Raw genomic sequence first — 22,984 nt, 5'->3', positions numbered from 1 at the left:
CGTCAGCCAATATCCGAGGACGGCACCTTCTCGCCTTCGCGCTTGGCGCGTCTCGAATAGGCCCGCACGCTGAACGGCAAGAAGACCAGATAGCCGGCAACCGAGGCCGTCAGCGTATACCAGGGATAGGTCATCAAAAGCAGGACGTAGAGGACGACTGCGAGGATGATCGGCAGCACCCTGTCGCCCGGTATCCTGACGCTCTTGCCGGAATAGACGGGCAGTCTGCTGACCAGCAGGAACGCCACCAATATTGTAAAGCCGGTGGCAATGAAGGCTGCCAGGCGGCTGGGTTCAAGCCCAAGCCTGAGGAAGAACAGATAGAGCGGCAGCATTACAAGCACCGCACCCGCCGGCGCCGGCACGCCGACGAAATATTCGGTTTGCCACTGCGGACGGTCGAGCTCTTCGTCGAGCACGTTGAAACGGGCAAGCCTCATCCCACAGGCGATGGTGAACAGCAGCGCGGCGATCCAGCCCGGCGAACCTGCCCTGTCGAGCAGAAAGGCATAGAGCACCAGCGCCGGTGCCACGCCGAAATTGACGATATCGGCCAGCGAATCCATCTGGGCGCCGAATTTGGAAGTCGCCTTCAGCATTCGCGCTAGACGGCCGTCGATACCATCGAGGAAGGCGGCGAGCAGCACCATCACCACCGCTGGCTCGAAGCGGCCCTCGAAGCCGAAGCGAATACCGGACAGGCCGGCGCAGATGGCAAGCACCGTGACCAGATTGGGCAGCACCATGCGCATCGGGATTTCGCGAATGCGCGGGCCACCGCCGCCATGCGCCTCGAATTTCTTGAACGGCGGCGCCACCGGTCAGGAGACCCGCACGAGCGGCGTTGCGGCAACGCCGCCGAATTCCGCCAGCACCGTCTCACCGCCAACCGCGGTCTGGCCGACGGCGACACGCGGCGTCGCGGTCGAGGGCAGGAATACATCGACGCGCGAGCCAAAGCGGATCAGCCCGAAGCGCTGGCCGGTGCCGATGGCGCCGCCGGGCTCGGCCCAGCAGACGATGCGCCGCGCCACCAGGCCGGCAATCTGCACCGCGGCGACCGTTCCATTGGGGCTTTCGATGACCAGCCCGTTGCGCTCGTTCTCGGTGCTTGCCTTGTCGAGCTCGGCGTTGAGGAATTTTCCTGGTCGATGCTCGATCCTGGAAATGCGGCCACGCACCGGCGAGCGGTTAACGTGGCAGGAAAAGACGTTCATGAATACCGAGATGCGGGTCATTTCGCCGCCGCCGAGGCCAAGCTCGCGCGGCGGCACGGCCGGGCCAACCGCCGAGACGATGCCGTCGGCCGGGCTGACAACCAGCCGGTCGTCGATCGGCGTGACGCGCTCGGGATCGCGGAAGAAATAGGCGCACCAGGCCGTCAGGATGAGACCGATCCAGAACAGGGTCGAGGAGAAATAGCCAAGAAAGAGCGTCGCCGTGCCGAACGCAGCGATAAAGGGATAACCCTCGCGGTGGATCGGAACGAACGCATTCTTGATCGTGTCAACGAGGCTCATGGGATGAGGGCAACCTTGGTTCCAAGTCCGGCCTCAATAGCGGAAACACCCCGCGGTCGCAACGCGACAATGAGAGCGCTCGGGGGTGGCGGTCACCGCCGTTTCAGGATGCCGTTAGCAGCATCCGGACTGCCGAAGTGATCAACCGGAAATGTTCATTGCGATTGTCGGAACGCAGCACTCCCGCCCGTCCTTGGCAAGACAGCGCCTCTCATGGCCTTTCGGCCATGACGATTTTGCGCAAATCTGGAGGTTCTCGGCCCATGCAGAAATCAGGACTTAGGCAAGTGCAAGTGGTGATGAACGGCTTGGCCTTCGGCGAGTCACCGCGCTGGCACGATGGCCGGCTGTGGTTCTGCAACTGGGGCACAGGCCAGATCATCGCAGTTGACGCCCTAGGCAACAGCGAGATCGCGCTCACCGTGCCGGCCACCCTGCCCTATTCCATTGACTGGCTGCCGGACGGGCGCCTGCTTGTCGTGTCCGGCCGCGAAGGGCTGATCCTCAGGCAGGAGGCAGACGGGACATTGGTCACCCATGCCGATCTGAGACAACTATCAAAGAGCCCGTGGAACGAGATCGTCATCGATGGACGCGGCAACATCTATGTCAATGGTGGTGGGCCTGCTCCGGGTCCCGGCCAGCATTTCGGCCCCGGCGCCATCGTGCTGGTCGCGCCTGACGGCTCGGTTCAGCAGGTGGCTGAGAACCTCGCCTTCGCCAATGGCATGGCGGTGACGCCCGACAACAAGACGCTTATCGTTGCCGAGTCCCACGCCAACCGGCTGACCGCCTTCGACATCGCTGCCGATGGTGGCCTTTCCAAACGCAGGATCTGGGCCAATCTCGGCAACGGTTTTCCCGACGGCATCTGCCTCGATGCCGAAGGTGCGGCGTGGTACGCCGACGTTCCGAACCGGCATTGCGTGCGGGTGCGCGAGGGCGGCGCGATGCTCGAAAGCGTCGACGTCGATCGCGGCTGTTTTGCCTGCATGCTCGGCGGCAGCGAGGGAAAAACGCTGTTCATCGTCGCCGCCGAATGGCGCGGCTTCGAACATATGATTAGCGATGCCCGTACCGGCCAGGTGCTCAGCATCGAGGCTGCCGCGCCGGGCGCGGGCTGGCCGTAGAAGAGCTTACACCCCGGGAATCCGCTGATAGTTGGCGATATCGGCCTTGACGCCAAGTCGCGCAATGGTCTCCTGAGGATTGAAGCCGCTGCGCTCATGCGCAGCCTTGATGATCGGCACGACCTTGTCGACGGCGGCCTGCCCTTCCCATTCGACAATGGTCACGAGGTTGAACTCGCCCGGCCCCGAGAATTGCTCGAGCAGGAAATCCTGGACGAACCCTTGCTGCTGGCGCAGCAATTCATGCGTCATCCGGACCTTGGCAAGAATCTCCTCGCGGGCGTTGGCCGGAACGACAAACTTGTCCACCCGGAATACGCTGCCGCCAGTACCTGCCTGATTTATCCCATTCATATCGATTGTCTCCGTTTTTGAACGACGCATTTTGCTGCGATCCAAAACGGCCTACGATCTCAACTTAAGTTGAGGTCAAGCACGAATTTTCAGCTCACCTCCGAGGTGCGGCGGCGGACGACGACGCCGAACTCGTCGCTTTCGCGGGCAATGCGCAGCCGCTCCTCGGCCTCGCTTGCCTCGCGCTGGCGGTCCCACATCGATGCATAAAGGCCGCGCTTGGCTATCAAGGCGACATGGGTGCCGCGCTCGGCGATCTGGCCATCCTGCAGGACGATGATCTCATCGGCCGAAATCACTGTGGACAGCCGATGGGCGATGACGAGGGTGGTGCGGCCCTGGCTGACCAGGTCGAGTGCCGCCTGGATCTCCTGCTCGGTGTGGCTGTCCAGCGCCGAGGTCGCCTCGTCGAGCATCAGGATCGGCGGTGCCTTCAAAATGGTGCGGGCAATCGCCACCCGCTGCTTCTCGCCACCGGACAGTTTTAATCCGCGCTCGCCGACCATTGAGCGATAGCCGTCGGGCAGCCGCTCGATGAACGGTCCGATCTGGGCCAGTTCTGCCGCCTTGCGCACATCCTCCTCGCTGGCGCCGACGCGGCCGTAGCGGATATTGTAGGCGATGGTGTCGTTAAACAGCACCGTGTCCTGCGGCACCATGCCGATGGCAGCGCGCAAGCTCTCCTGCGTCACGTCGCGAATGTCCTGGCCGTCGATCAGAATCTGGCCGCGCTGGATGTCGTAGAAGCGAAACAAGAGCCGCGAAATGGTCGACTTGCCGGCTCCGGAGGGGCCGACGATGGCCACCGTCTTGCCAGCTGGCACCTCGAAGCTGATGCCCTTCAGGATCTTGCGGTTCGGGTCGTAGGAAAAATGTACGTCGCGGAACTCGACCCTGCCGGCATCGACGACCAGCGGATTGGCGCCCGGCCGATCGACGATCTCACGCTTGACGTCGAGCAGATCGAACATGTTTTCGATGTCGGTCAGGCCCTGGCGAATTTCGCGGTAGATCATGCCGATGAAATTCAGCGGCACCGAAAGCTGCATGAGCATGGCGTTGACGAAGACGAAATCGCCGACGCTCTGTGTGCCCGCCTTCACCTCGAGCGCCGACATCACCATGACGACGGTCATGCCGATACCGAAGATCACACCTTGGCCGAAGTTCAGCCAGCCAAGCGAGGTCCAGGTCCTGGTCGCCGCCAACTCGTAGCGCGCCGTGGACCGGTCGAACCGCTCGGCCTCCATGGTTTCGTTATTGAAATATTTGACTGTTTCGTAGTTGAGCAGCGAGTCGATCGCCTTCGTGCTGGCTTCATTGTCGCTTTCGTTCATCTCACGGCGGATCGAAATACGCCAATCGCTCGCCCTGACGGTGAACCAGACATAGAGCCAGACCGTGACCGCGATCACCAAGACGTATAGCCAGCCATAGGTGACGGCGAAGATGCCGGCGGTGAGCGCGAATTCGACGATTGTCGGCGCCGTCGCCAGCATGGTGAAGCGGACGATCGTCTCGATGCCCTTGGTGCCGCGCTCAATGACGCGCGACAGTCCGCCGGTGCGCCGTTCGAGGTGGAAGCGCAGCGACAGTTCGTGCATGTGCACGAAGGTGCGGAAGGCGAGCCGGCGCACCGCATGCTGGCCGACCCGTGCAAACAGGGCATCGCGTAACTGGTTGAAGCCGAGCTGCACCAGCCGCACCGCATTGTAGGCGACGACCAGCATGACCGGCGCCAGCAGCAGGGCCGGCAGCGGCGGCGGCGATTTGCTATCGCCGGCCAGTGCGTCGGTCGCCCATTTGAAGAAATAGGGTCCGGCCACCAGGGTCAGCTTGGCGACAACCAGCAGTACGGTGGCCCATACCACTCGGGCCCTCAGGTCGGCGCGGTCGGCCGGCCACATATAGGGCCAGAGATTGCGCAACGTTCTGACGGTCGAGCCGGAATCTGCGGAAACGGTTTTCTCGGCCATTCTTGTTTACCTTATGATTTTAGCGGCCGGAGCAGCAGGAATCGACCAGCGCGGCCAGCGATGCCGAAACATCGGCGAGCGCGGCGCGGTCGAGCTCATAGCGGGAGCGCTGGCGGTCAGGCTCGAAGCGGATCAGCCCGGCCTCGACCAGGATCTTCAAATGCTGGGAAACGGTGGACTGCGCCAGGTCGAGATGCTCGACGACCTCGCGACAGCAGCAGGAACGGGTTGCGGAAAGGTGTTTGAGAATTTCGATCCGCGCTGGATGCGAAAGGGCCGCGAGCCGGACAGCGACAGCGCGGCTATCCGGCATGCAGTTGGCCGGCGTGCAGTTGGCCGGCGGGCGTTCATCTGCCGCGCGGCTTCGGTCCGTTACGAGGGGGGATTCGGTCATCGTCCATCGGCGATAAACGATGACTGGCCCTGCCGCAAGCTATCCTGATGGGCAGAACGGCTATTCGGCCTTGACTGGCGCCGTCGTCATCTGGTCGCCCATTGCCTTGAGATCGGCGGGCTCGCCTTCCTTCGATTTCTCCGGCACCTTGAACACCTGCCCCGGCCAGATTCGGTTCGGATTGCTGATCTGGTCCTGGTTGGCGAGATAGATGGTCGAGTAGCGCATGCCCTGGCCATAGACCCGCCGCGAAATCCGCCACAGCGTGTCATGGCGGCGGATGATGACTGCGCCATCGGCATGTTCGAGCTTTGGCGCCACGGCCTCGGGCGTTTCGCCCGGAGGCGTTGCGACAGCCGTTTCGGCCGGGGCCTCGGTTGCAGGAGTGGGGACAGTTGCGGGCGTTTCGGTGGCCGTTGCCGGTGCGCCTTCGGTCGCCGGAGCATTCGGCTCGGCTGGTTTTATCCCGGCAGGCTTCTGCTCGGCCGGCGCCACGGCCGCAACCGCCTCACCAGGCTCGCGCTCGAACGGCACAGCCGCACGGGCAACCACCGTCACGCCGTCGGCATCGAGCGCATCGACGTGGATGGTGTAGGTGCCGACCGGGATGTCGCGTGTCGCTTCGACCAGGAAGTGGCGGTCGGGCGAGGTCTTCGCGTCACCGAGCAGGATATCGTTGGCATACGCACGCACCTTGCGGCCGGGATCGGCGACGCCGGCAACGAAAATCTTGTTGCCGTCGATTTCGACAGCTTCGACGACGATCTTCCGCTCCGCCGCGGAAGTAGCGGGCGCTGCCGGTGTGGCGGGCGCTGCCGGAGCCGGCGCGGCTTCAACAGCGGCCGGCGCGGCAGGAGCAGACGCTGCTGGAACGTCAGCCGCCGGGGCGGCTGGCGCCGGCGCTGCGGCAGCCGGCAATTCGATGCCCGTGGCGGGTGGCTGAACGGCCGCCTGTTCGCCGACAGGCGGCGAGGCGTCAGATTTCGCCTGAGGGGCCGGAACAGTGAGCAGTTCGGACGGCTTGCCCGGCTCCTCGACCATTGCCAGCACCTGGCCGGTGGAATTCTGGGGGATCGAAACGACGGCGGTCTGCGCCGAGGCGGTCACGACATTGCCAGCCGTCGAGCGCAGTGTGATCGTGTAGTCGCCGGGCTTCAGCGGATCGTCGAGAATAATGGCAAAGGCGCCGTCGGGACCGGCGACCGTCGAGCCGAGCACAGCCGAACCGTTGAGAATCTCGACCTTGGCGTTGGGCGCCGCATTGCCGGCGACGACGATCGAGCCGTTGCTTTCGACGCGCACGATGTCGAAGGTCGGCACGATTGCACCTGCTGTGGCCGGCGCGGCGGGCGCTGCCGCATCGGTGGACGCGGCAGACGCAGGCGGCAGCCGGTCCTCGGTCGCCGGAGCGGCCGGTTTCGAAGCCGGCGGCGTCAGCGCCGCGACCTCCGCAGGCCGGGTAGAATTGAGATACGGGTCGAGTGCGCCCGATACATAGGCGGTTCCCGCTGCTGCGACAGAGCCGCCAGCCGCGAACAAAAACGCCTTCAATGGATTAATTGCCATGTTTCCCTGCCCCTTAGCCACCTAATTTCGGTCTAGCCTGTTTTGCCAAAGCCGACAAGAAAAAGCCCGCCCCGGGGCTTGACCATGCCTATAGTCCCTATCACCAATCATAACATGAACACGATTCGATCTGTCTGCGTCTATTGCGGCTCGTCCCCGGGCCGAGATGAGACCTATATCAAGGCCGGACACCTGCTTGGCCGCTCGATCGGCAAGTCCGGCCTGCGTCTGATTTATGGCGGCGGCACTAAAGGGATCATGGGTGCCGTCGCTGAAGGGGCATTAAAGGCCGGTGGCAAGGTAACCGGCATAATTCCACGCTTTCTGATCAACCGGGAGGCGACCGAAACCGCGCTTAACCGGCTCGACGAGCTCGTCATCACCGACAACATGCACGAGCGCAAGCACAGGATGTTTGAGAAATCCGACGCCTTTGTGGCGTTGCCCGGCGGCATCGGCACGGTCGAGGAGATCGTCGAGATCATGACTTGGGCGCAGCTCGGCCATCACCGCAAGCCGATCGTCTTCGGCAACGTCGGAGGGTTCTGGGATCCGATGCTGGCGTTGCTCGACCACATGGCAACGGAGGGCTTCATCCACACGGCGCAACGGGTCAAGCCGCTGGTGGTCGAGGATCCGGAAGCAATCGTCGCCGCTATCATGGTGGCGGGATCCTCCGTCGATGCACCGACGGAGGGTGTGCAGTCGGTGATTGATAAGATGTAGAGTGAATGGTGAATGGTGAATGGTGAATGGTGAATGGTGAATGGTGAATGGTGAATGGTGAAGTAGAAGACTTTCCAAACCGGCGCCTGTCCATTCACTATTCACTATTCACTCCTTGCCTACTGCCTTCCTCAAGTCTCCGATGACCGCACGCTTGTCCTGACGCCGCCAGGCGAGATGGATCGAGACGGTGCGTTCAAACCACGGCAGATCGCGAAACACGGTCTGAGGCGGCGCGGCACTCCGCAGGCTGGCCTGCACCGTCGCCAGCCCAAGCCCGGCGCTGACCAGGCCCAACGACGTCAACGGATCGGTCGTCTCATAGGCAATGTCGGGCAGGAAGCCCGCCTTCGCGCAGGCGGCGAGAAATTGGCTGCGGTTGGTGTCGTCAGGCTGGCGCACCACCGTGATCCAGGTGCGTCCGTCCAGTTGCTGCGGCAGTATCTCCGCGATTTCTGCCAATGGATCGCCTTCCGGCATCGCCAGAACCAGCGGCTCGCGCATAATGAGCATGGCGGCGATGTCGGGATCGTCGGCAGGAGGAGGCGTGTAGACGAGGCCCAGATCGAGCGATCGTTCGCGCAGCGCTTCGATCTGGGCGGCGGAACGCTGATCCTTCAGTTGAAGATGAAATTCGGGCCGGTCGCGGCGAAACTGGCGCAGCATCCGAGCGACAAGCCCGGCATGGACCGCACCTTCCACATAACCGATGGCGAGACGGCCGACCGTACCGCTGGCGAGATTGCGGCCGAGCTCCTCCAGCCGTCTTGCATGGGCCAGCAGCGCACGCGCCTCGGCAAGAAAAGCGCGGCCCTCGGCATTGAGATGAACACGCTGCCTCGCCCTCTCGAACAGTGCGACGCCCAGCTGCTCCTCCAGCTGAATGATCTGACGGCTGAGCGGCGACTGCGAGATGTGCAGCAATTCGGCGGCACGCCCGACGTTGCCGGTTTCGGCCACCGTGATGAAATAGCGAAGCTGGCGCAGGTCGAACATTGTTGCTTCGATGCTCAAGTCCCGTGAGGTCTCAAATTTAGCCTAATCAGTCTTGGACTGTCTGGCCAGCAGAAGCGAATATTTCCGCCATTCCAACGGCCAACATCAGGAGATTCCGATGCAGTTCTTTGCCCTTCTAGCGCGCAACACCGAAAAGTTCACCGACGCCGATTTCGCGCCGCTGCTGCCTGGCGAGGCCGAGCAGCGCCGCACGGTCTATGCCGAAGGCGCCGTGCGTCAGGTGTGGAATCGGGGCGACATTCCCGGCAGCGGCATGATGTTCGAAGCCGGCAGCGATGCCGACGTGCGCCACCATCTTGCAACTTTGCCGCTGGTCAAGGCCGGCATGATGGATATTGCCGCCGTCGTGCCGCTGCAGCCATATCCCGGCTTCGGGCCGAAGCGCTGAGCGCTCGTGAAAGACGCGGCTGCCGGCATTAAGACCGGCCAGCCGCCTTTCTTCGTTACGCGGCGCGAGCTGATGCGGAAACGGTCTTGCGCGCCGAAGAAAACATCGACCAGGAGTACATCGCCAGTGCCGCCCAGATCAGCCCGAAGGCTATGGCCTGAACACTGCCGAAGGGTTCGCCGAAAATCAGCACCGCGATCAAAAAGACGATCGTCGGCGCGATATATTGCATGATGCCGATGGTGGAGAGGCGCAGCAGCCTGGCGCCGAACGCAAACAACAGCAGAGGCACGGCGGTGACCGGACCGCAGCCGATCAGCAAGGCGGTGTCGTTCAGCGAGCTGGAGACGAAATGATCCTGTCCTGTGGCGATCAGGAAGATGATGTAGCCGAGTGCCGGCACCGACAGCAGCAGCACTTCAAGCAGGAAGCCCTGGCTCGGGCCGATTGGCAGCGTCTTGCGGAAGAAGCCATAGGCGGCAAAGGAAAAGGCCAGCACCAGCGACACCCAGGGCAGTTTGCCGGCGTCGATGGTCAGCACCGCGACCGCGATTGCCGCCAGCACCACCGCCGCGATCTGCAGGCGGTCGAGCCGCTCGCCGAGGAGCAGCGCGCCGACAACGACGCTGACCAGCGGGTTGATGTAGTAGCCGAGCGCGGTCTCGATGGTGCGGTCGACCGCGATCGCCCAGACATAGATGCCCCAGTTGACCGAGATCAGCGCCGCCGTCAGCACCGCCATCGAAATGATGCGCGGCGAACGAACTGCCGCTTTGAAATCGGCAGTACGACCGGCCCAGACCAGGACAGCGGCCGCGATCGGCACCGACCAGACGATGCGGTGGGCGATAACTTCGGCCAGCGGCAGATGCGCGACAGCCTTCATGTAGAAGGGCAGCAGCCCCCAAAGCAAGTAGGCGCCGAGCGCCAGCAGGAAGCCGCGACGAGCTTTGGTATCGGCATCGATTTGAAGTGCTTGGGTAGCCATGGCCCAAGGCTATGCGCCAGCGGCTTGCCCAAAACCATCGCAAATTGCTGATGGATCAATGGAGTCTTGCTGATGGTTCAACACGACCGCTAAACGTCGAACAATTGCCGCTGTCTGCGAGAGTGATTGCAGGCCCGGCACGACACGGTCTCAAGGCGGAGCAGGCTTCTCCTTGAGTTCGAAAAAGACGTTGTCGGGCGAACCTTCATCGTGCCTAAAGCCCGTCAGTTCCGCCGCAAGATCGAGGGGAAGGTCAAAAACAAGATCGACCTCTGTACCTTTGCTATCTTCTTCATCCTGCTTTGAAAAACACTGTTGCTTCAGCGCTTCGAAAGACGCGGGGAGATCACCCGTGACATGCAAGTCCCGCACGGTCTTGTCGCCGCTGTGCCAGACTTTCCAGATGTTCCTTCCGTCGCGCCAGAGCTCGGCGCGCGCGAACATTACATGCTCGTCTATGTGCGCGATCACGATTTCCCGCTCTTGCGAAATCGCGGCCAGATATTGCTGAGGCGGGTTCGGAAAGCTGCAGGGATCGAGGATGATGATCGCCCAGTTCTTTTCGCTGGCATAGGCGTTCACAGGCGCTTCGAAAATCTCCGATGGATCGCCAATCTCGCGCCCGAACAACGCCGCAGCTTCCTTTATCCCGTAACCGCGAAAGCCCAGCCAGCTTATCGAAAAGCCCATTTCTTACTCCGCCGCCGCCAAGCCCGCCATGTCGCGGTTCTTCATCAGCTTATAGACGATCGAATCCATCAGCGCCTGGAAGGAAGCGTCGATGATGTTTTCGGAGACGCCGACCGTCCACCAGCGCGCACCGGTGCCGTCATGCGATTCAATCAGCACGCGGGTGATCGCCTCGGTGCCGCCGTTGAGGATACGCACCTTGAAGTCGGCCAGTTCGAGATCGGCGATCTCGCTCTGGAATTTGCCGAGATCCTTGCGCAGCGCAATGTCGAGCGCGTTGACCGGGCCGTGGCCTTCGGCCACCGACATCTTCTCCTCGCCCTCGACCAGCACTTTCACGATCGCCTCCGAGACCGTCTTCAGCTGGCCGTTGGCGTCGAACCGGCGCTCGACCATGCAGCGGAAAGAAGTGACGCGGAAGAATTCCGGCAGGCCGTGCAGCATCTTGCGCGCCAAAAGCTCAAAGCTGGCGTCGGCACCTTCGTAGGCATAGCCCTCGGCCTCGCGCTCCTTGACCACGGCGATCAGCGCGTCGAGGCGATGGTCGTCCCGGGGCATGTCGATGCCACGCCGTTTCAGCTCAGCCAGGAAATTGGCCTTGCCGCCCTGGTCCGAAACCATGACGCGGCGGCGGTTGCCGACGGTCTCTGGCGGCACATGCTCGTAGGTCGCCGGCTCCTTTGCCAGCGCCGAGGCATGGATGCCGGCCTTGGTAGCAAAAGCGGAGGCGCCGACATAGGGCGCCTGCGCTTCGGGCGCACGGTTCAGCAACTCGTCGAAGGCGCGGGACAGGCGCGATATACCGGTCAACGCCTCTGCCGAAATGCCTGTAGCAAAACGGTGGGAAAAGGCCGGCTTCAACGCCAATGTCGGCACGATCGAAATCAGGTTGGCGTTGCCGCAGCGCTCGCCGATGCCATTCAGCGTGCCCTGGATCTGGCGGACGCCGGCCTCCACGGCGGCAAGCGAATTCGCCACCGCCTGGCCGGTGTCATCATGGGCGTGGATGCCGAGATGGTCGCCCGGTATGCCAGCGGCGATCACCTTTTCGACGATGGCGCGCACCTCGGAGGGCTGCGTGCCGCCATTGGTGTCGCACAGCACCACCCAGCGCGCGCCGGCATCGTAGGCCGTCCTGGCGCAGGCCAGCGCATAATCGGGGTTGGCCTTGAAGCCGTCGAAGAAATGCTCGCAGTCGACCATCGCCTCCTTGCCAGTAGTGAGCGCCGCCTCGACCGAGGCCTTGATCGCCTCGAGGTTCTCCTCATTGGTGCAGCCGAGCGCGACGCGGACATGGTAGTCCCAACTCTTGGCGACGAAACAGATGGCGTCCGACTTCGACTGGACCAGCGCGGCAAGCCCAGGATCGTTCGAGATCGACACTCCTGCCCGTTTGGTCATGCCAAAGGCAACGAACTTGGCATCGGCCGTGCGACGCTCGGCAAAGAAGGCGGTGTCGGTTGGATTGGCGCCGGGGTAGCCACCCTCGACGTAGTCGATGCCGAACTCGTCGAGCAGCTTGGCGATGGCGATCTTGTCCTCGACGGAGAAGTCGATACCCGGCGTCTGCTGACCATCGCGCAGCGTGGTGTCGAACAGATAAAGGCGCTCGCGAGCCATGGTCATTTCCCGGCAAACATGTCCGTTGCGCGGATCAGCCTGTCGAGGATGCCCGGCTCCGAATAGGCGTGGCCGGCGCCTTCGATCAGATGGAAATCCGCTTTCGGCCATGCCTTGTGCAGCGCCCAGGCGTAGCACGCCGGGCACGGCATGTCGTAGCGGCCGTGAACGATGGTACCCGGGATATCCTTAAGCTTCCATGCATCGCGCAGCAGCTGTCCCTCTTCCAGCCAGCCGGCATGGACGAAATAGTGGTTCTCGATGCGGGCGAAAGCCAAGGCATAATCATCCTGGCCGAAGGGACCGCTGGTTTCCGGTTCCGGCAGCAGCGTGATCGTCTCGCCCTCCCACAGGCTCCAGGCGCGGGCGGCCTCGACCTGCGCCACAGGATCGCTGCCGACCAGCCGTTTGCGGTAGGCGGCCATCATGTCGCCGCGCTCGGCCTCCGGGATCGGCGCCAGAAACCGCTCCCACTTGTCGGGGAACATCTCCGACACGCCGAACTGGTAGTACCATTCGAGTTCGGCGCGGGTCAGCGTGTAGATGCCGCGCACGACCAGTTCGCTGACCCGCTCGGGGTGGGTCTCGGCAAAGGCCAGCGCCAGCGTCGAACCCCACGAACCGCCGAACACCAGCCATTTGTCGAAGCCGCACATTTTTCGCAGGCGCTCGATGTCGGCGACCAGGTGCCAGGTGGTGTTGGCTTCAAGCGAGGCATTAGGCGTCGATTTTCCGCAGCCGCGCTGGTCGAACAGGATGACATCGTACAGCTTCGGATCGAACAGCCGCCGGTGCTTTGGCGAAATGGTGCCGCCCGGCCCGCCATGCAGGAAGACAGCCGGCTTGGCCCCTCTGGTGCCGGAGCGCTCCCAATAGACCTGATGGCCATCGCCAACGTCGAGCATGCCGGACTCTAAAGCCTCGATCTCGGGATAGAGGGTACGGAATTCGCTGCTCATAATTTCAGGCCCTGCTGCGGCCAGTTGGCCGTCTCGTGATCGGGATGCTGGAAGGAGATGATGGATTCCTGTCGCGCGTAGAAATCCGGGTCGTCATGGATCGGCGCGTCGAAGATCGTCTCGACCCAAGGCAGCCTGGCGGCGTAGTTAACCTGGATCTGCGGCGCCAGATCGGAACGGTCGTCGAAGGCGCCGATGGCGATCTCCAGCGCGCCGGGCTGGCGGTAGGTCAGCGGTGTGCCGCAGCGGGCGCAGAAGCCGCGATCGATGTTGACCGACGACTGAAAGTAACTCGGCTCCTCGCGCACCCATTCGACGCCGTCGCTCGGCACTGTCACCAGCGCGCCGAAAAACGACCCGAACTGTTTCTGGCACATGCGGCAATGACAAATGGACGGGCGGCCGAGCGCCCCGTGGATGCGAAAGCGCACGGCGCCGCACTGGCAGCCGCCGGTACGAACGGTTTCGGTCATGATTTTTCCTCCGGCGGCCATTGTTCGGTGTCGTGGTCGGGATGTTGGTAGGAGACGAGATCGGCGAGATAGGAGGCCGACGAGACGTCGGCCATCGTTTCCTCACCTGGCAATTCGTGGACGTGATCCACGTACGGGAGCTTGGCTTCGACACCCCATTGGATGGTCGGCGCAATCTCCTCGGGGTGGTCGAATGTGGCGATGGCGAGGGCCACCCCGTCGGGCGCTTCGAAGGTCAGCGGCGTGCCGCATTCGGCACAGAAACCGCGCAAAGCCGCGTTGGACGAGCGGAAGCGTTTGGGCTCACCGCGCGTCCAGTCCAGCCTTGCGCCGCGCACCGAGACCAGCGGCAGGTAGAAATTGCCGCTCGCCTTCTGGCACATGCGGCAATGGCATACGGAAGCATCGCCGAGAGCTCCTTCGACGCGGAAGCGCACCGCGCCGCACTGGCAGCCGCCTGTATAGACTGGTCTGTTGTCGAGGCTCATCGCGCACTACTCCGGGGCATGGCAAACCGCCTCGACATTGTTGCCGTCGGGATCGAAAACAAAAGCGCCATAATAGTTCGGATGGTAGTGCGGGCGCAGGCCCGGCCGGCCATTGTCCTTGCCGCCGGCGGCAATCGCCGCGGCGTGAAAGGCATCGACCTCGGCGCGGCTGCGAGCCGTGAACGCGACATGCTGATGATCCTTCGGCTTGTCCTTGCCGGCATGCAGCCAAAACACCGGCCGGTCGCGGCCGTAGCCGCCGACCTTGGCGCCGCCGGTATATTCCTGCGGCACCATGTAGAGCAGCGCGGCGCCGAGCGGCGCCATCGCCTTGTCGTAAAAAGCCTTCGACGCGTCGAAATCCGAAACGGTGATGCCGAGATGATCGATCATCTTTTTACCTCCCAGGTGGTGATGCGTTCGCCGGTGACGGGGTCCTTGCCGTCCTTCAACTGGATGCCTTGCGTCAGCAACTCGTCGCGGATGCGGTCGGCCTCGGCCCAGTTCTTTGCGGCGATCAGCGCGAGGCGTTTGGCGATCGCCTTGGCAATGGCGTCTTCATCCACCTTGGCTGTTGCGATGTCGAAGCCGAGGAACAGAAGCGATGCCTTCAGTGAAGCGGCAGCATCGTTGTCTTCGGCGGCTGCGTTGCCGCTACCTGCGTTGAAATCAACAGCATCACCAGCCAACTGCGTCAGCAACTGGAATGCGGCGTAGGTGGCAAGGTCATCCGACAGCGCTTCGATCACATCCGCCGGCACCGGCTTTGCCGTCGGCGGCGCCAGATCGGCCGCCCGCTTCCATTTGCGCAGCGTATTCTCCGCCTCTTCCAGCTTGCGCACGGAGAAGTCGATCGGCTCGCGATAGTGCGTCATCAGCATCGCCAGCCTGAGCACCTCGCCCGGCCATTTGCGGCCGCCAAAGGTATCCGTCTCCAGCAATTCGGTGATCGAATAGAAATTGCCCAGGCTCTTGGACATCTTCTGGCCCTCGACCTGCAGGAAACCGTTGTGCATCCAAACCTTGGCCATCGTTTCGGTGCCGTGGGCGCAACGCGATTGCGCGATCTCGTTCTCGTGGTGCGGAAAGATCAGGTCGAGACCACCGCCATGGATATCGAACACCTCGCCGAGATAGGCGGCCGACATCGCCGAGCACTCGATGTGCCAGCCCGGCCGACCCCTGCCCCACGGGCTGTCCCAGCCCGGCTCCTCGGGCGAAGACAATTTCCACAGCACGAAATCCTGCGGGTTCTTCTTGTGCTCATCGACGGCGACGCGGGCGCCGGCCTGCTGCTCATCGAGATTGCGCTTCGACAACTGCCCATAATCCGGCATGGAAGCGGTGTCGAACAAGACTTCTCCAGCCGCGACATAGGCATGGCCGCGTTCGATCAAGCGTTGAATCAAGAAGATCATGTCGACCTTGCCGTCGGGCCTGGGCTCGACGAACTCGGTGGCGCGCGGCTCGACCGTCGGTTCCAGGCAACCGAGCGCCGCGACGTCCTTGTGGAACTGACCGGCGGTCTTTTCGGTGACCCGCCTGATCGCTTCGTTCAGCGACAGCTTGCCCGATGCAATTTCGCCGCCGAAATCGCGCAGCGCGCGAGCGTTGATCTTGTCGTCGACGTCCGTAATGTTGCGGACGTAAGTGACGTGCGCTTGCCCGTAGAGATGGCGCAGCAAGCGGAACAGCACGTCGAAGACGATCACCGGCCGCGCATTGCCGATATGGGCGAAGTCATAGACCGTCGGGCCGCAGACATACATGCGCACGTTGCGCGGATCGATCGGGAAGAAATCCTCCTTGCTCCGCGTTAGCGTGTTGTAGAGGCGCAGGCTCTTCGATGCGTCAGACATACGTGCGTTCCCGGTGCGTTACTTTGGCATGACCTTTTGGGATCGTGCTCTGGATGGAGTCGGTTACGCCGAGGCGCAAATCGGCTCCAGCCTGCTGGCCGGGGCGTTTGTCCAATCTGGGAGGAGATGAGGCGAAAACGTCCAGGACCAGCGCGAGGCTAGCCAATAATGCAAATGCCACAAATGGCGAAAGACGTTCTCATGGCCGGCTTTATCGCCTTGCCCGGTGTTGCCGTCAAGTCGCTACCTTCGCCAAAAATATCGTTGGCTCACAGGAATTGAGCCACTGAAACATTTTATTAAACAGGTCGGCACTGTGATGAAACATTCGCCGGCTAGATCAGCAAGCGTCACGATTTGGTCGGATTCGGCCAGCAAACGCAGACAAGAAGACGTTACCAGGGAAGAGAACAATGCCTAAGCAAGAATCCAACCGCGCCAAGCAACCGGCGCTCGCCAGCCATTACCGGGCGATCGGCCCGGCAGCAATCGTCGCAGCTCTTCTGCACACCGCGAAGAAGAAGAAGCCGGCGCAAAAAATCGTTTCGCCGCGCGCTGCCTGAGAATGCCGTCGGGAAAGATTGAGGCGCTCACGGCGAACCAGTAATAGTAGCTTTTGCTAAAATAAACTCATCTGACTGTCGTTCGCGCCGGACTTCCGGCGCTTGACCTTGTCGGGCTCAAGCTCGACGACGCCCTTCTCCTGAATCTCCGGCCCGGTATTGGCGACCTTGTTGACGAGGTCGGAAATCGGGATCGCTTCGAAGAAATCGAGCTGGGCGGGTCTCAGCAGATCGGCCACGTCGCGCGGCTCGAGCGTGCGGCAATCCAGCCAGCGCGCGAAATCTTCGGGATGGATCACCACCGGCATGCGGTCGTGGATATGGGCAGTGCCGGCATTGGCGTGGGCGGTCAGAATGGCGCCGGTGTCCATTTCCGAGCCGCCCGGCTCGGCATAGGTCTCAATCAGCCCGGCGAAGGCGACAAGCCCGCCACCCCTTGGCCGCACCCAATAGGGCTGCCCTCTTCTGCCACCGGTTTGGTGCCATTCGTAGAATCCCGAAGCCGGTACCAGGGCGCGCCGATGGCGCATGGCAGCGCGAAACGACGCCTTTTCCGAAGCCCCCTCAGAACGCGCGTTGAACAGCAGCGGGAAGTTACGCGTATCCTTGACCCAGGCCGGGATCAGGCCCCAGCGCACCAGCATCGAGCGGCGGTCGGGCAGGTTCGAGCCCGGCGCCTGTGGCAATCCGGCGAACGCCATCAGCACCGGCTGCATCGGCGCGATGTTGTAGCGGGCCGGAAACTCCTCAAGTTCCGCTAGGCTGAGAAAGGCGGCGGTCTGGTCCGGAGTGGCCGTCAAAGCAAAGCGTCCGCACATGAATTCAGCTCTCGAATTGGTGGCATGTGAAAGTGGCCATGGAACCCGCCTTTCGCAACCGCTAAAGCTGTTCGCCGACGGCCGGTCCACAACGGGCTATGCCAATCGAGCGATCCGAAGCCATGGAAGCACGCAAGATCATTCCGGCAGTCTCGGTCTGCGTCGTGCGCGAGAACACGGTGCTGCTGGTCAAGCGGGCCAGGCCGCCCTCGCAAGGCCTCCTTGCCTTTCCCGGCGGCAAGGTCGAAGCCGGCGAGACGCTGGAACAGGCAGCACGGCGCGAATTGCTGGAAGAGACCGGATTGCAGGCGCGCAGCTACCGGCCGCTGCGGGAAATCCACATCGACGGCAGCGGCGACGGGCATCCGGTCGACTACTGGCTGACGGTGTTTGGGGCCGAGTATGCTGGCGGCGAGGCGGTGGCCAGCGACGATGCCGAGACCGCGGCTTTCTATACGCTGGCCGAAATGACAGCGATGCCGCTCGCCGATGCAGTGTTTGAAATTGCCGACGATCTACTCGGTCCCGACAAAGACGGCGAGATCTGAGCCAAAGAATCGCCTTGCAGGCGACAAATTGTTTCAGCACAAGGACCCATGAGCCGCACGTCTTCGTTTCTCGCCGCATGCCTCGCCGTCAGTGTGGTTGTCGGTGCGCGCCCGGCGATTACCGCCGAAGCACCGTTCGAGCCCGGGCTGATGCGGCTGGCGGAAGTGCTCGGCTCGCTGCATTTCCTGCGTAATCTGTGTGGCGAGAAGGGCGATCGGTGGCGAGCCGAGATGGAAAAACTGATCGCATCGGAAAATCCGAACCCGGAGCGGCGCGCCCGCTTCATCGCCAGCTTCAACCGCGGCTACCGGTCGTTCGGCGGTACTTATACGCAATGCACCGCCTCGGCGACGGAAGCCATCAGCCGCTACATGAAGGAAGGCGAGACGCTGTCTCGCGACATCGCCTCGCGCTACGGAAACTGACGGCGGCAGCCGCTTTGCGGAAAAGCCGCCGCATCAAGGGTCGGCGCCGTTGCGGCGGACGCGCTCGACGCTTCTCCGCTTGCCTCGAGTGAGGTCTTGATGCAAACCTGATGTTGCACTTTTGCAACTATGTTAACGAAACGTTAGCGCGCAGATGTGAAATTAACTCAAACTGAAGGTTTCCGTCCCCTTGGCCTGCCTAATCGGCTAAGTTTGAAACGGATCGGACGCAGGTTTGCTGGACGCGACGGAATTTGTAGACGACGACCAAAAAAATGTCGCATTTACAAATACTTACTGCGCCTGCGTGTAAAAGGGACAACTCAAGCTTGATCCCTGTCCAACGGATCACCGCTTGAAAGGGTGGACATCGCAATGGAACATGGCGTCAACGACATCGACGCGCTGGTCAGGGAAGAAAAGCGCCTGACCGCCGTGGAAAGCCACAGCGAAGCCTGGGCAGAAGGATTGTCGGCCGGGATCGAGCCGGAAATCATCGCCGAGGCAGCCCTCGAAACGGCATTCGGCGAAATGCTGCGCACCAATGGCGAGACCTCGGCGCTTGCCCTGCTCGATCGTATGCGTGAAAAGGTGATTGCCGGGGCCTTCGAGCCCGAAAGACTGCGTCACTGACCCCCGTTCTTTGACGACGGCGCGCCGCCGGACATCGTGTCCGGGCACATGGATGGGCTGGAACCAGGGAGTAGCAGGCGGTGAATTTTTCGATATCAGGCAAGCCGCGCGGCCTGGTCCTCAGCATTTGGTTCACCACTTCCTGCGCCATGATTCCTTCTGCACTGTTTCTTGCGAGCAGTCCCTCTCAAGCCCTCAGCGAGATCAAGCGCGAAGACCTTCCCTCACCGGTCACGCCGCCGCCCGACGCTGACATGTCGCCGCCCGGAAGTACCGTGCCGATGCCCGGCCCGCTCGGCACGACGCCACCACCGGCCAGCCAGCCGACGCCATCCGACGAGCCGGAACAAACCGAACCGAAAGGGCCGGCCAACGATGGCGGCATGGCCAATCCGCATGTCGATCCGGACGCGCCCGTGCCCGAAGTCGTCTACGACCTGGCCAAGTTGCCGGAACCGGTCAGGCGCATGCACGATCTGATAGTCGAGGCCTGCAAAAGCGGCGACATCGAAAAACTTCGACCGCTGATCGGCAAGGGCGACATGATGACCCAGTTGTCGCTGGGTGACATCGAGGGCGACCCGATCGCCTTCCTGAAGGGCCTTTCGGGCGATACGGAAGGCCAGGAGATTCTCGCCATCCTGGAAGAAGTGCTCAGTGCCGGTTTTGTCCATGTCGATGCCGGCACGCCGCAGGATCTCTATGTCTGGCCCTATTTCTTCGCCCTGCCACTGGACAAGCTCGACGCCAGACAACGGGTCGAGCTGTTCAAGATCGTCACCGCCAGCGACTATGACGACATGAAGCAGTTCGGTGCCTACATTTTCTACCGCGTCGGCATCACGCCGACCGGACAATGGACGTTCTTCGTCGCCGGCGACTAGCGCGCCAGCGCCTCGGAAAATTCCACCGCCCTGCCCTGGCTTGGCGTGACGATCTCGCCTTCCCACATCACGCGCCGGCCGCGCACGATGGTGCCGACGGGCCAGCCGGTCACCTGCCTACCGTCATAAGGCGTCCAGCCGGCCTTGGAGCCTTGCTGGGCGTTGGCGATGGTGTCGCGGCGCTTCAGATCGACGATGGTCAGATCGGCATCGTAGCCGGCGGCAATACGGCCTTTCCTGGCGATGCCGAAAATACGCTGCGGGCCGTGGCTGGTCAGGTCGACAAAGCGCTGCAACGTCAGCCGGCCGGCGTTGACATGATCCAACATGATCGGCACCAACGTCTGCACCCCGGTCATGCCGGACGGCGACGCCGGATAAGGCTTTGCCTTCTCGGCCAGCGTGTGCGGCGCATGGTCGGAGCCGAGCACATCAACGATGCCTTGCGCAACGCCGTACCAGACCCCGTCGCGATGGCGCGTGGCGCGCACCGGCGGGTTCATCTGGATCAGGGTGCCCAACTGCGCATAATCATCGGCGCTCAGCGTCAGATGATGCGGCGTCGCCTCGCAGGTCGCGACATCCTTGTGCTGTTCGAGGAAGCCTATCTCCTCGGCGGTCGAGATGTGCAGCACATGGATCCGGGCGCGGACCTGGCGCGCGATTCGCACAAGGCGCTCCGTGCAGCGCAACGCAGCGATCTCGTCGCGCCACACCGGATGTGAGGACGGATCGCCCGCGATGCGCTCGCCAAGCCGCTCGCGCAGCCGGAACTCGTCCTCGGAGTGAAAGGCGGCGCGGCGGCGTGTGTTCCTCAGGATCGAGGCAACGCCTTCGTCGTCCTCGACCAGCAGGTCGCCGGTGGACGAGCCCATGAAAACTTTTATGCCGGCCGCACCAGGCAGCCGCTCGAGATCGCCAGCGTCTTTTGCATTGTCGCGGGTCCCGCCAACCCAGAAGGCAAAGTCGCAATGCATGCGGCCGGTGGCACGCCGCACCTTGTCGGCAAGGGTTGTCTCACTGGTGGTCAGCGGATTGGTGTTTGGCATCTCGAAGACGGCGGTGACGCCGCCGAGCACCGCTGCCCGCGAGCCCGTCTCCAGATCTTCCTTGTGCTCCAGGCCCGGCTCGCGGAAATGCACCTGGCTGTCGACGACGCCCGGCAGGATGTGCAGCCCACGGCAGTCGATCGTCTCACCGGCCGACGCCTGGCGGAGGTCGCCGATGGCAGCGATGCGCCCACCATTGATACCGACGTCGCGAAAACCCTGGCCGTCGTGATTGACCACGGTGCCGCCTGTCAGGATGAGATCGTAGATGGGGGCCATACGGATCCGGTCTCTTGCGGGGGAAGTGCCAGCGGCTTACGTAATGGCCGATAGTTTTGCAAGATCAGGCTCGTTTTCCCACCATGCCCTTTGCCCCGCTCAGAGATCGCGCACTCGTTTCCGTGTCCGGGCCGGATGCCGAGCACTTTTTACAGAACATCCTGACCACCGACCTCGACGTGCTCGGCAGCAGCGAAGCAAAGCCCGGCGCGCTGCTAACGCCGCAAGGCAAGATCCTTTTCGACTTCCTGATCTCGCGCGCCGGCGAAAATGCTTTCCGACTTGAATGCCGTACCGAGACCGCCGATGATTTCATGCGCCGGCTGACGCTCTACAAATTGCGCGCCAAAGTCGAAATTGCCAAGCTGGATCAGCCGGTTGTGGCCGTCGCATGGGGAAGCGATTCAACCACTTCGCAATTTGAATCAGCACCGTTTGCTGATGCGCGGTTTGTCGATACTGCCGTCAAGCGCTTCTACGATGACACCGCAGATGGCGGCGACCTTGCCGCATGGCAAGCCTTTCGCATCGCCCATGGCATTGCCGAAAGCGGTGCGGACTACCAGCTCGGCGACGCTTTTCCGCATGACGTGTTGCTCGACGAGATCGGCGGTGTCGGCTTCAAGAAAGGCTGCTACGTCGGCCAGGAGGTCGTCTCGCGCATGCAGCATCGCGGCACTGCTAGGCGTCGGGTGTTGATTGTCTCGGCCGAACGCACCCTGCCCACTTCGCGCGCAGAGTTGACCGTGGAGGGGCGACCGGTCGGGCAGCTTGGCTCGACCGCGGCCAGGACAGGCCTTGCCATTGCCCGCATCGACCGGGTCAAGGCAGCGCTCGACGCCGGCCTGCCGATCCTGGCGGAGGACGTCGCCGTGTCGCTCGCTATCCCGTCCTGGGCGAAATTCAGCTTTCCCCGGGAAGCCATCGGCGCGGAGGACGCCTGATGGCTGCCGATCGCGCCGGGGCGCCGCCGCGCGCCTGGCAGCGCATGCTGTCCGGCCGACGGCTCGATCTGCTCGATCCCTCGCCGCTCGACATCGAGATCTCCGATATTGCCCATGGCCTTGCCCGCGTCGCACGCTGGAACGGCCAGACCAGAGGCGAGCACGCCTTTTCTGTCGCCCAGCATTCGCTGCTGGTCGAAACGCTTGTCGGCGAGCTGATGCCGGATGCCGACGCCGACGCGCGGTTGGCGGCGCTGCTGCACGACGCGCCGGAATATGTCATCGGCGACATGATCTCGCCGTTCAAATCCGTGATGGGCGGCAGCTACAGGGATTGCGAGATCAGGCTGCAGCGCGCCATCCATCTGCGCTTTTCACTGCCGGCCGAACTCGACGCGGGACTGCGCAAGGAGATCAAGCGAGCGGATCAGATCGCCGCTTATTTCGAAGCAACGCTGCTTGCGGGTTTTTCGACGGCAGAGGCGACGGAGTTCTTCGGCCGGCCGCGCAGCTTCAATGCCGAGCGCTTCGACGTCACGCCGCGCTCGGTGACTTGGGCGCAGAATGCCTTTCTCAAACGCTTTGCGGCGATCGAAAAGTCGCGACGCCAGACTGCCGTTCCAGCCGGCTGAAAACGGTAAATTAACCGGCAGGGACAACAGTGCCATGGTTAACCATGGTCCATAGGCTTG

At 62.7% G+C, this 22,984-nt stretch carries 27 protein-coding genes; 10 read left to right on the top strand and 17 right to left on the bottom strand.

Features of this window, described 5'->3' with window-relative positions; genetic code table 11:
• Positions 1-2 precede the first annotated feature (2 nt).
• Positions 3-818, bottom strand: coding sequence for a CDP-alcohol phosphatidyltransferase family protein (locus NKH28_RS17590; RefSeq protein ID WP_023677728.1), 816 nt, complete (start codon positions 816-818; stop codon positions 3-5).
• Positions 819-821: 3 nt separating this feature from the next.
• Entirely contained in the window at positions 822-1,520 is a 699-nt protein-coding gene (locus tag NKH28_RS17585; RefSeq protein WP_352471078.1) for a phosphatidylserine decarboxylase, read from the bottom strand.
• 263 nt (positions 1,521-1,783) lie between these two features.
• Here NKH28_RS17585 and NKH28_RS17580 point away from each other — a divergent pair, with 263 nt between their 5' ends.
• Positions 1,784-2,650, top strand: a complete 867-nt coding sequence (locus NKH28_RS17580) for an SMP-30/gluconolactonase/LRE family protein (RefSeq protein ID WP_352979832.1) — start codon at positions 1,784-1,786, stop codon at positions 2,648-2,650.
• 6 nt (positions 2,651-2,656) lie between these two features.
• Here the strand turns inward: NKH28_RS17580 and NKH28_RS17575 are convergent, their stop codons facing one another.
• The 4 genes from NKH28_RS17575 to NKH28_RS17560 all read right to left on the bottom strand — a co-directional run bounded on the left by NKH28_RS17575 (position 2,657) and on the right by NKH28_RS17560 (position 6,940).
• Entirely contained in the window at positions 2,657-3,004 is a 348-nt protein-coding gene (locus tag NKH28_RS17575; RefSeq protein WP_352979830.1) for an antibiotic biosynthesis monooxygenase, read from the bottom strand.
• An 89-nt stretch (positions 3,005-3,093) separates the two neighbouring features.
• On the bottom strand, positions 3,094-4,980 hold the full coding sequence (locus NKH28_RS17570) for an ABCB family ABC transporter ATP-binding protein/permease (protein ID WP_352979828.1): 1,887 nt from the start codon (positions 4,978-4,980) through the stop codon (positions 3,094-3,096).
• Between the two features lie 19 nt (positions 4,981-4,999).
• Positions 5,000-5,374, bottom strand: coding sequence for an ArsR/SmtB family transcription factor (locus NKH28_RS17565; protein ID WP_352979826.1), 375 nt, complete (start codon positions 5,372-5,374; stop codon positions 5,000-5,002).
• A gap of 60 nt (positions 5,375-5,434) precedes the next feature.
• Positions 5,435-6,940 carry a LysM peptidoglycan-binding domain-containing protein gene (locus tag NKH28_RS17560; protein ID WP_352979824.1) on the bottom strand — a complete coding sequence of 502 codons (1,506 nt, stop codon included), beginning with the start codon at positions 6,938-6,940 and terminating at the stop codon, positions 5,435-5,437.
• A gap of 114 nt (positions 6,941-7,054) precedes the next feature.
• Here NKH28_RS17560 and NKH28_RS17555 point away from each other — a divergent pair, with 114 nt between their 5' ends.
• A complete protein-coding gene (locus NKH28_RS17555) occupies positions 7,055-7,666 on the top strand; it encodes an LOG family protein (protein ID WP_352471073.1) in 612 nt (203 codons plus the stop codon).
• 108 nt (positions 7,667-7,774) lie between these two features.
• Here NKH28_RS17555 and NKH28_RS17550 read toward each other — a convergent pair whose 3' ends face one another.
• Entirely contained in the window at positions 7,775-8,680 is a 906-nt protein-coding gene (locus NKH28_RS17550; protein WP_352471072.1) for a LysR substrate-binding domain-containing protein, read from the bottom strand.
• 100 nt (positions 8,681-8,780) lie between these two features.
• Between NKH28_RS17550 and NKH28_RS17545 the strand changes: the two genes are divergently transcribed.
• On the top strand, positions 8,781-9,071 hold the full coding sequence (locus NKH28_RS17545; RefSeq protein ID WP_352471071.1) for a hypothetical protein: 291 nt from the start codon (positions 8,781-8,783) through the stop codon (positions 9,069-9,071).
• Positions 9,072-9,126: 55 nt separating this feature from the next.
• Here the strand turns inward: NKH28_RS17545 and rarD are convergent, their stop codons facing one another.
• The 8 genes from rarD to cysS form a co-directional block, all read right to left on the bottom strand.
• A complete protein-coding gene (gene rarD, locus NKH28_RS17540) occupies positions 9,127-10,059 on the bottom strand; it encodes an EamA family transporter RarD (protein WP_352471070.1) in 933 nt (310 codons plus the stop codon).
• Between the two features lie 150 nt (positions 10,060-10,209).
• Positions 10,210-10,749 (bottom strand): hypothetical protein, encoded by a 540-nt coding sequence (locus NKH28_RS17535; protein WP_352471069.1) that lies wholly within the window; start codon positions 10,747-10,749, stop codon positions 10,210-10,212.
• Positions 10,750-10,752: 3 nt separating this feature from the next.
• Positions 10,753-12,375, bottom strand: coding sequence for a citramalate synthase (gene cimA / locus NKH28_RS17530; RefSeq protein WP_352979821.1), 1,623 nt, complete (start codon positions 12,373-12,375; stop codon positions 10,753-10,755).
• Positions 12,372-13,328, bottom strand: coding sequence for a prolyl aminopeptidase (pip, locus tag NKH28_RS17525; protein ID WP_352818256.1), 957 nt, complete (start codon positions 13,326-13,328; stop codon positions 12,372-12,374). Before pip ends, cimA begins: the two co-directional genes overlap by 4 nt.
• A complete protein-coding gene (locus tag NKH28_RS17520; RefSeq protein WP_352448982.1) occupies positions 13,325-13,801 on the bottom strand; it encodes a GFA family protein in 477 nt (158 codons plus the stop codon). Before NKH28_RS17520 ends, pip begins: the two co-directional genes overlap by 4 nt.
• Positions 13,798-14,289, bottom strand: coding sequence for a GFA family protein (locus tag NKH28_RS17515; protein ID WP_023677742.1), 492 nt, complete (start codon positions 14,287-14,289; stop codon positions 13,798-13,800). Before NKH28_RS17515 ends, NKH28_RS17520 begins: the two co-directional genes overlap by 4 nt.
• 6 nt (positions 14,290-14,295) lie before the next feature.
• Positions 14,296-14,682, bottom strand: coding sequence for a VOC family protein (locus NKH28_RS17510; RefSeq protein WP_352471065.1), 387 nt, complete (start codon positions 14,680-14,682; stop codon positions 14,296-14,298).
• Positions 14,679-16,148 carry a cysteine--tRNA ligase gene (gene cysS / locus NKH28_RS17505; RefSeq protein WP_352471064.1) on the bottom strand — a complete coding sequence of 490 codons (1,470 nt, stop codon included), beginning with the start codon at positions 16,146-16,148 and terminating at the stop codon, positions 14,679-14,681. The genes NKH28_RS17510 and cysS overlap by 4 nt, the downstream gene beginning before the upstream one ends.
• A gap of 413 nt (positions 16,149-16,561) precedes the next feature.
• Between cysS and NKH28_RS17500 the strand changes: the two genes are divergently transcribed.
• On the top strand, positions 16,562-16,711 hold the full coding sequence (locus NKH28_RS17500) for a hypothetical protein (RefSeq protein ID WP_023677745.1): 150 nt from the start codon (positions 16,562-16,564) through the stop codon (positions 16,709-16,711).
• 56 nt (positions 16,712-16,767) lie between these two features.
• Here the strand turns inward: NKH28_RS17500 and NKH28_RS17495 are convergent, their stop codons facing one another.
• Complete coding sequence (locus tag NKH28_RS17495; RefSeq protein WP_352979819.1) at positions 16,768-17,529, bottom strand: SOS response-associated peptidase; 762 nt, start codon at positions 17,527-17,529, stop codon at positions 16,768-16,770.
• A 122-nt stretch (positions 17,530-17,651) separates the two neighbouring features.
• Between NKH28_RS17495 and NKH28_RS17490 the strand changes: the two genes are divergently transcribed.
• From NKH28_RS17490 to NKH28_RS17475, 4 genes are all read left to right on the top strand, one after another.
• A complete protein-coding gene (locus NKH28_RS17490) occupies positions 17,652-18,077 on the top strand; it encodes an NUDIX hydrolase (RefSeq protein ID WP_352979817.1) in 426 nt (141 codons plus the stop codon).
• A gap of 48 nt (positions 18,078-18,125) precedes the next feature.
• Positions 18,126-18,503, top strand: a complete 378-nt coding sequence (locus NKH28_RS17485) for a TIGR02301 family protein (RefSeq protein ID WP_352979815.1) — start codon at positions 18,126-18,128, stop codon at positions 18,501-18,503.
• Between the two features lie 375 nt (positions 18,504-18,878).
• Positions 18,879-19,136 carry a hypothetical protein gene (locus NKH28_RS17480; RefSeq protein ID WP_023677749.1) on the top strand — a complete coding sequence of 86 codons (258 nt, stop codon included), beginning with the start codon at positions 18,879-18,881 and terminating at the stop codon, positions 19,134-19,136.
• A gap of 80 nt (positions 19,137-19,216) precedes the next feature.
• Positions 19,217-20,020, top strand: a complete 804-nt coding sequence (locus NKH28_RS17475) for a hypothetical protein (RefSeq protein ID WP_352979813.1) — start codon at positions 19,217-19,219, stop codon at positions 20,018-20,020.
• Here NKH28_RS17475 and NKH28_RS17470 read toward each other — a convergent pair.
• Complete coding sequence (locus tag NKH28_RS17470; RefSeq protein WP_352471060.1) at positions 20,017-21,348, bottom strand: dihydroorotase; 1,332 nt, start codon at positions 21,346-21,348, stop codon at positions 20,017-20,019. The two genes, NKH28_RS17475 and NKH28_RS17470, sit on opposite strands and share 4 nt — an antisense overlap.
• Positions 21,349-21,431: 83 nt before the next feature.
• On the opposite strand from NKH28_RS17470, the gene ygfZ reads away from it, so the two are divergent.
• Together ygfZ and NKH28_RS17460 are read left to right on the top strand one after the other, a co-directional pair.
• Positions 21,432-22,292 carry a CAF17-like 4Fe-4S cluster assembly/insertion protein YgfZ gene (gene ygfZ / locus NKH28_RS17465; RefSeq protein ID WP_352871502.1) on the top strand — a complete coding sequence of 287 codons (861 nt, stop codon included), beginning with the start codon at positions 21,432-21,434 and terminating at the stop codon, positions 22,290-22,292.
• Positions 22,292-22,924, top strand: coding sequence for a YfbR-like 5'-deoxynucleotidase (locus NKH28_RS17460; protein ID WP_352471058.1), 633 nt, complete (start codon positions 22,292-22,294; stop codon positions 22,922-22,924). The genes ygfZ and NKH28_RS17460 overlap by 1 nt, the downstream gene beginning before the upstream one ends.
• Positions 22,925-22,984 lie beyond the last annotated feature (60 nt).

The organism is Mesorhizobium sp. M1227 (assembly GCF_040318315.1).
Classification (GTDB): Bacteria; Pseudomonadota; Alphaproteobacteria; order Rhizobiales; family Rhizobiaceae; genus Mesorhizobium.
The sequence above is the reverse complement of the archived record's forward strand: the minus strand, read 5'-3'. Positions and strand labels throughout refer to the sequence as shown.

Bases quoted from the DNA above. Each gene is read 5' to 3' on its own strand.
- NKH28_RS17585 (WP_352471078.1), bottom strand. From the start codon at position 1,520: ATGAGCCTCGTTGACACGATCAAGAATGCGTTCGTTCCGATCCACCGC.
- NKH28_RS17580 (WP_352979832.1), top strand. From the start codon at position 1,784: ATGCAGAAATCAGGACTTAGGCAAGTGCAAGTGGTGATGAACGGCTTG.
- NKH28_RS17575 (WP_352979830.1), bottom strand. From the start codon at position 3,004: ATGAATGGGATAAATCAGGCAGGTACTGGCGGCAGCGTATTCCGGGTG.
- NKH28_RS17570 (WP_352979828.1), bottom strand. From the start codon at position 4,980: ATGGCCGAGAAAACCGTTTCCGCAGATTCCGGCTCGACCGTCAGAACG.
- NKH28_RS17565 (WP_352979826.1), bottom strand. From the start codon at position 5,374: ATGACCGAATCCCCCCTCGTAACGGACCGAAGCCGCGCGGCAGATGAA.
- NKH28_RS17560 (WP_352979824.1), bottom strand. From the start codon at position 6,940: ATGGCAATTAATCCATTGAAGGCGTTTTTGTTCGCGGCTGGCGGCTCT.
- NKH28_RS17555 (WP_352471073.1), top strand. From the start codon at position 7,055: ATGAACACGATTCGATCTGTCTGCGTCTATTGCGGCTCGTCCCCGGGC.
- NKH28_RS17545 (WP_352471071.1), top strand. From the start codon at position 8,781: ATGCAGTTCTTTGCCCTTCTAGCGCGCAACACCGAAAAGTTCACCGAC.
- rarD (WP_352471070.1), bottom strand. From the start codon at position 10,059: ATGGCTACCCAAGCACTTCAAATCGATGCCGATACCAAAGCTCGTCGC.
- NKH28_RS17535 (WP_352471069.1), bottom strand. From the start codon at position 10,749: ATGGGCTTTTCGATAAGCTGGCTGGGCTTTCGCGGTTACGGGATAAAG.
- cimA (WP_352979821.1), bottom strand. From the start codon at position 12,375: ATGACCATGGCTCGCGAGCGCCTTTATCTGTTCGACACCACGCTGCGC.
- pip (WP_352818256.1), bottom strand. From the start codon at position 13,328: ATGAGCAGCGAATTCCGTACCCTCTATCCCGAGATCGAGGCTTTAGAG.
- NKH28_RS17520 (WP_352448982.1), bottom strand. From the start codon at position 13,801: ATGACCGAAACCGTTCGTACCGGCGGCTGCCAGTGCGGCGCCGTGCGC.
- NKH28_RS17515 (WP_023677742.1), bottom strand. From the start codon at position 14,289: ATGAGCCTCGACAACAGACCAGTCTATACAGGCGGCTGCCAGTGCGGC.
- NKH28_RS17510 (WP_352471065.1), bottom strand. From the start codon at position 14,682: ATGATCGATCATCTCGGCATCACCGTTTCGGATTTCGACGCGTCGAAG.
- cysS (WP_352471064.1), bottom strand. From the start codon at position 16,148: ATGTCTGACGCATCGAAGAGCCTGCGCCTCTACAACACGCTAACGCGG.
- NKH28_RS17500 (WP_023677745.1), top strand. From the start codon at position 16,562: ATGCCTAAGCAAGAATCCAACCGCGCCAAGCAACCGGCGCTCGCCAGC.
- NKH28_RS17495 (WP_352979819.1), bottom strand. From the start codon at position 17,529: ATGTGCGGACGCTTTGCTTTGACGGCCACTCCGGACCAGACCGCCGCC.
- NKH28_RS17490 (WP_352979817.1), top strand. From the start codon at position 17,652: ATGGAAGCACGCAAGATCATTCCGGCAGTCTCGGTCTGCGTCGTGCGC.
- NKH28_RS17485 (WP_352979815.1), top strand. From the start codon at position 18,126: ATGAGCCGCACGTCTTCGTTTCTCGCCGCATGCCTCGCCGTCAGTGTG.
- NKH28_RS17480 (WP_023677749.1), top strand. From the start codon at position 18,879: ATGGAACATGGCGTCAACGACATCGACGCGCTGGTCAGGGAAGAAAAG.
- NKH28_RS17470 (WP_352471060.1), bottom strand. From the start codon at position 21,348: ATGGCCCCCATCTACGATCTCATCCTGACAGGCGGCACCGTGGTCAAT.
- ygfZ (WP_352871502.1), top strand. From the start codon at position 21,432: ATGCCCTTTGCCCCGCTCAGAGATCGCGCACTCGTTTCCGTGTCCGGG.
- NKH28_RS17460 (WP_352471058.1), top strand. From the start codon at position 22,292: ATGGCTGCCGATCGCGCCGGGGCGCCGCCGCGCGCCTGGCAGCGCATG.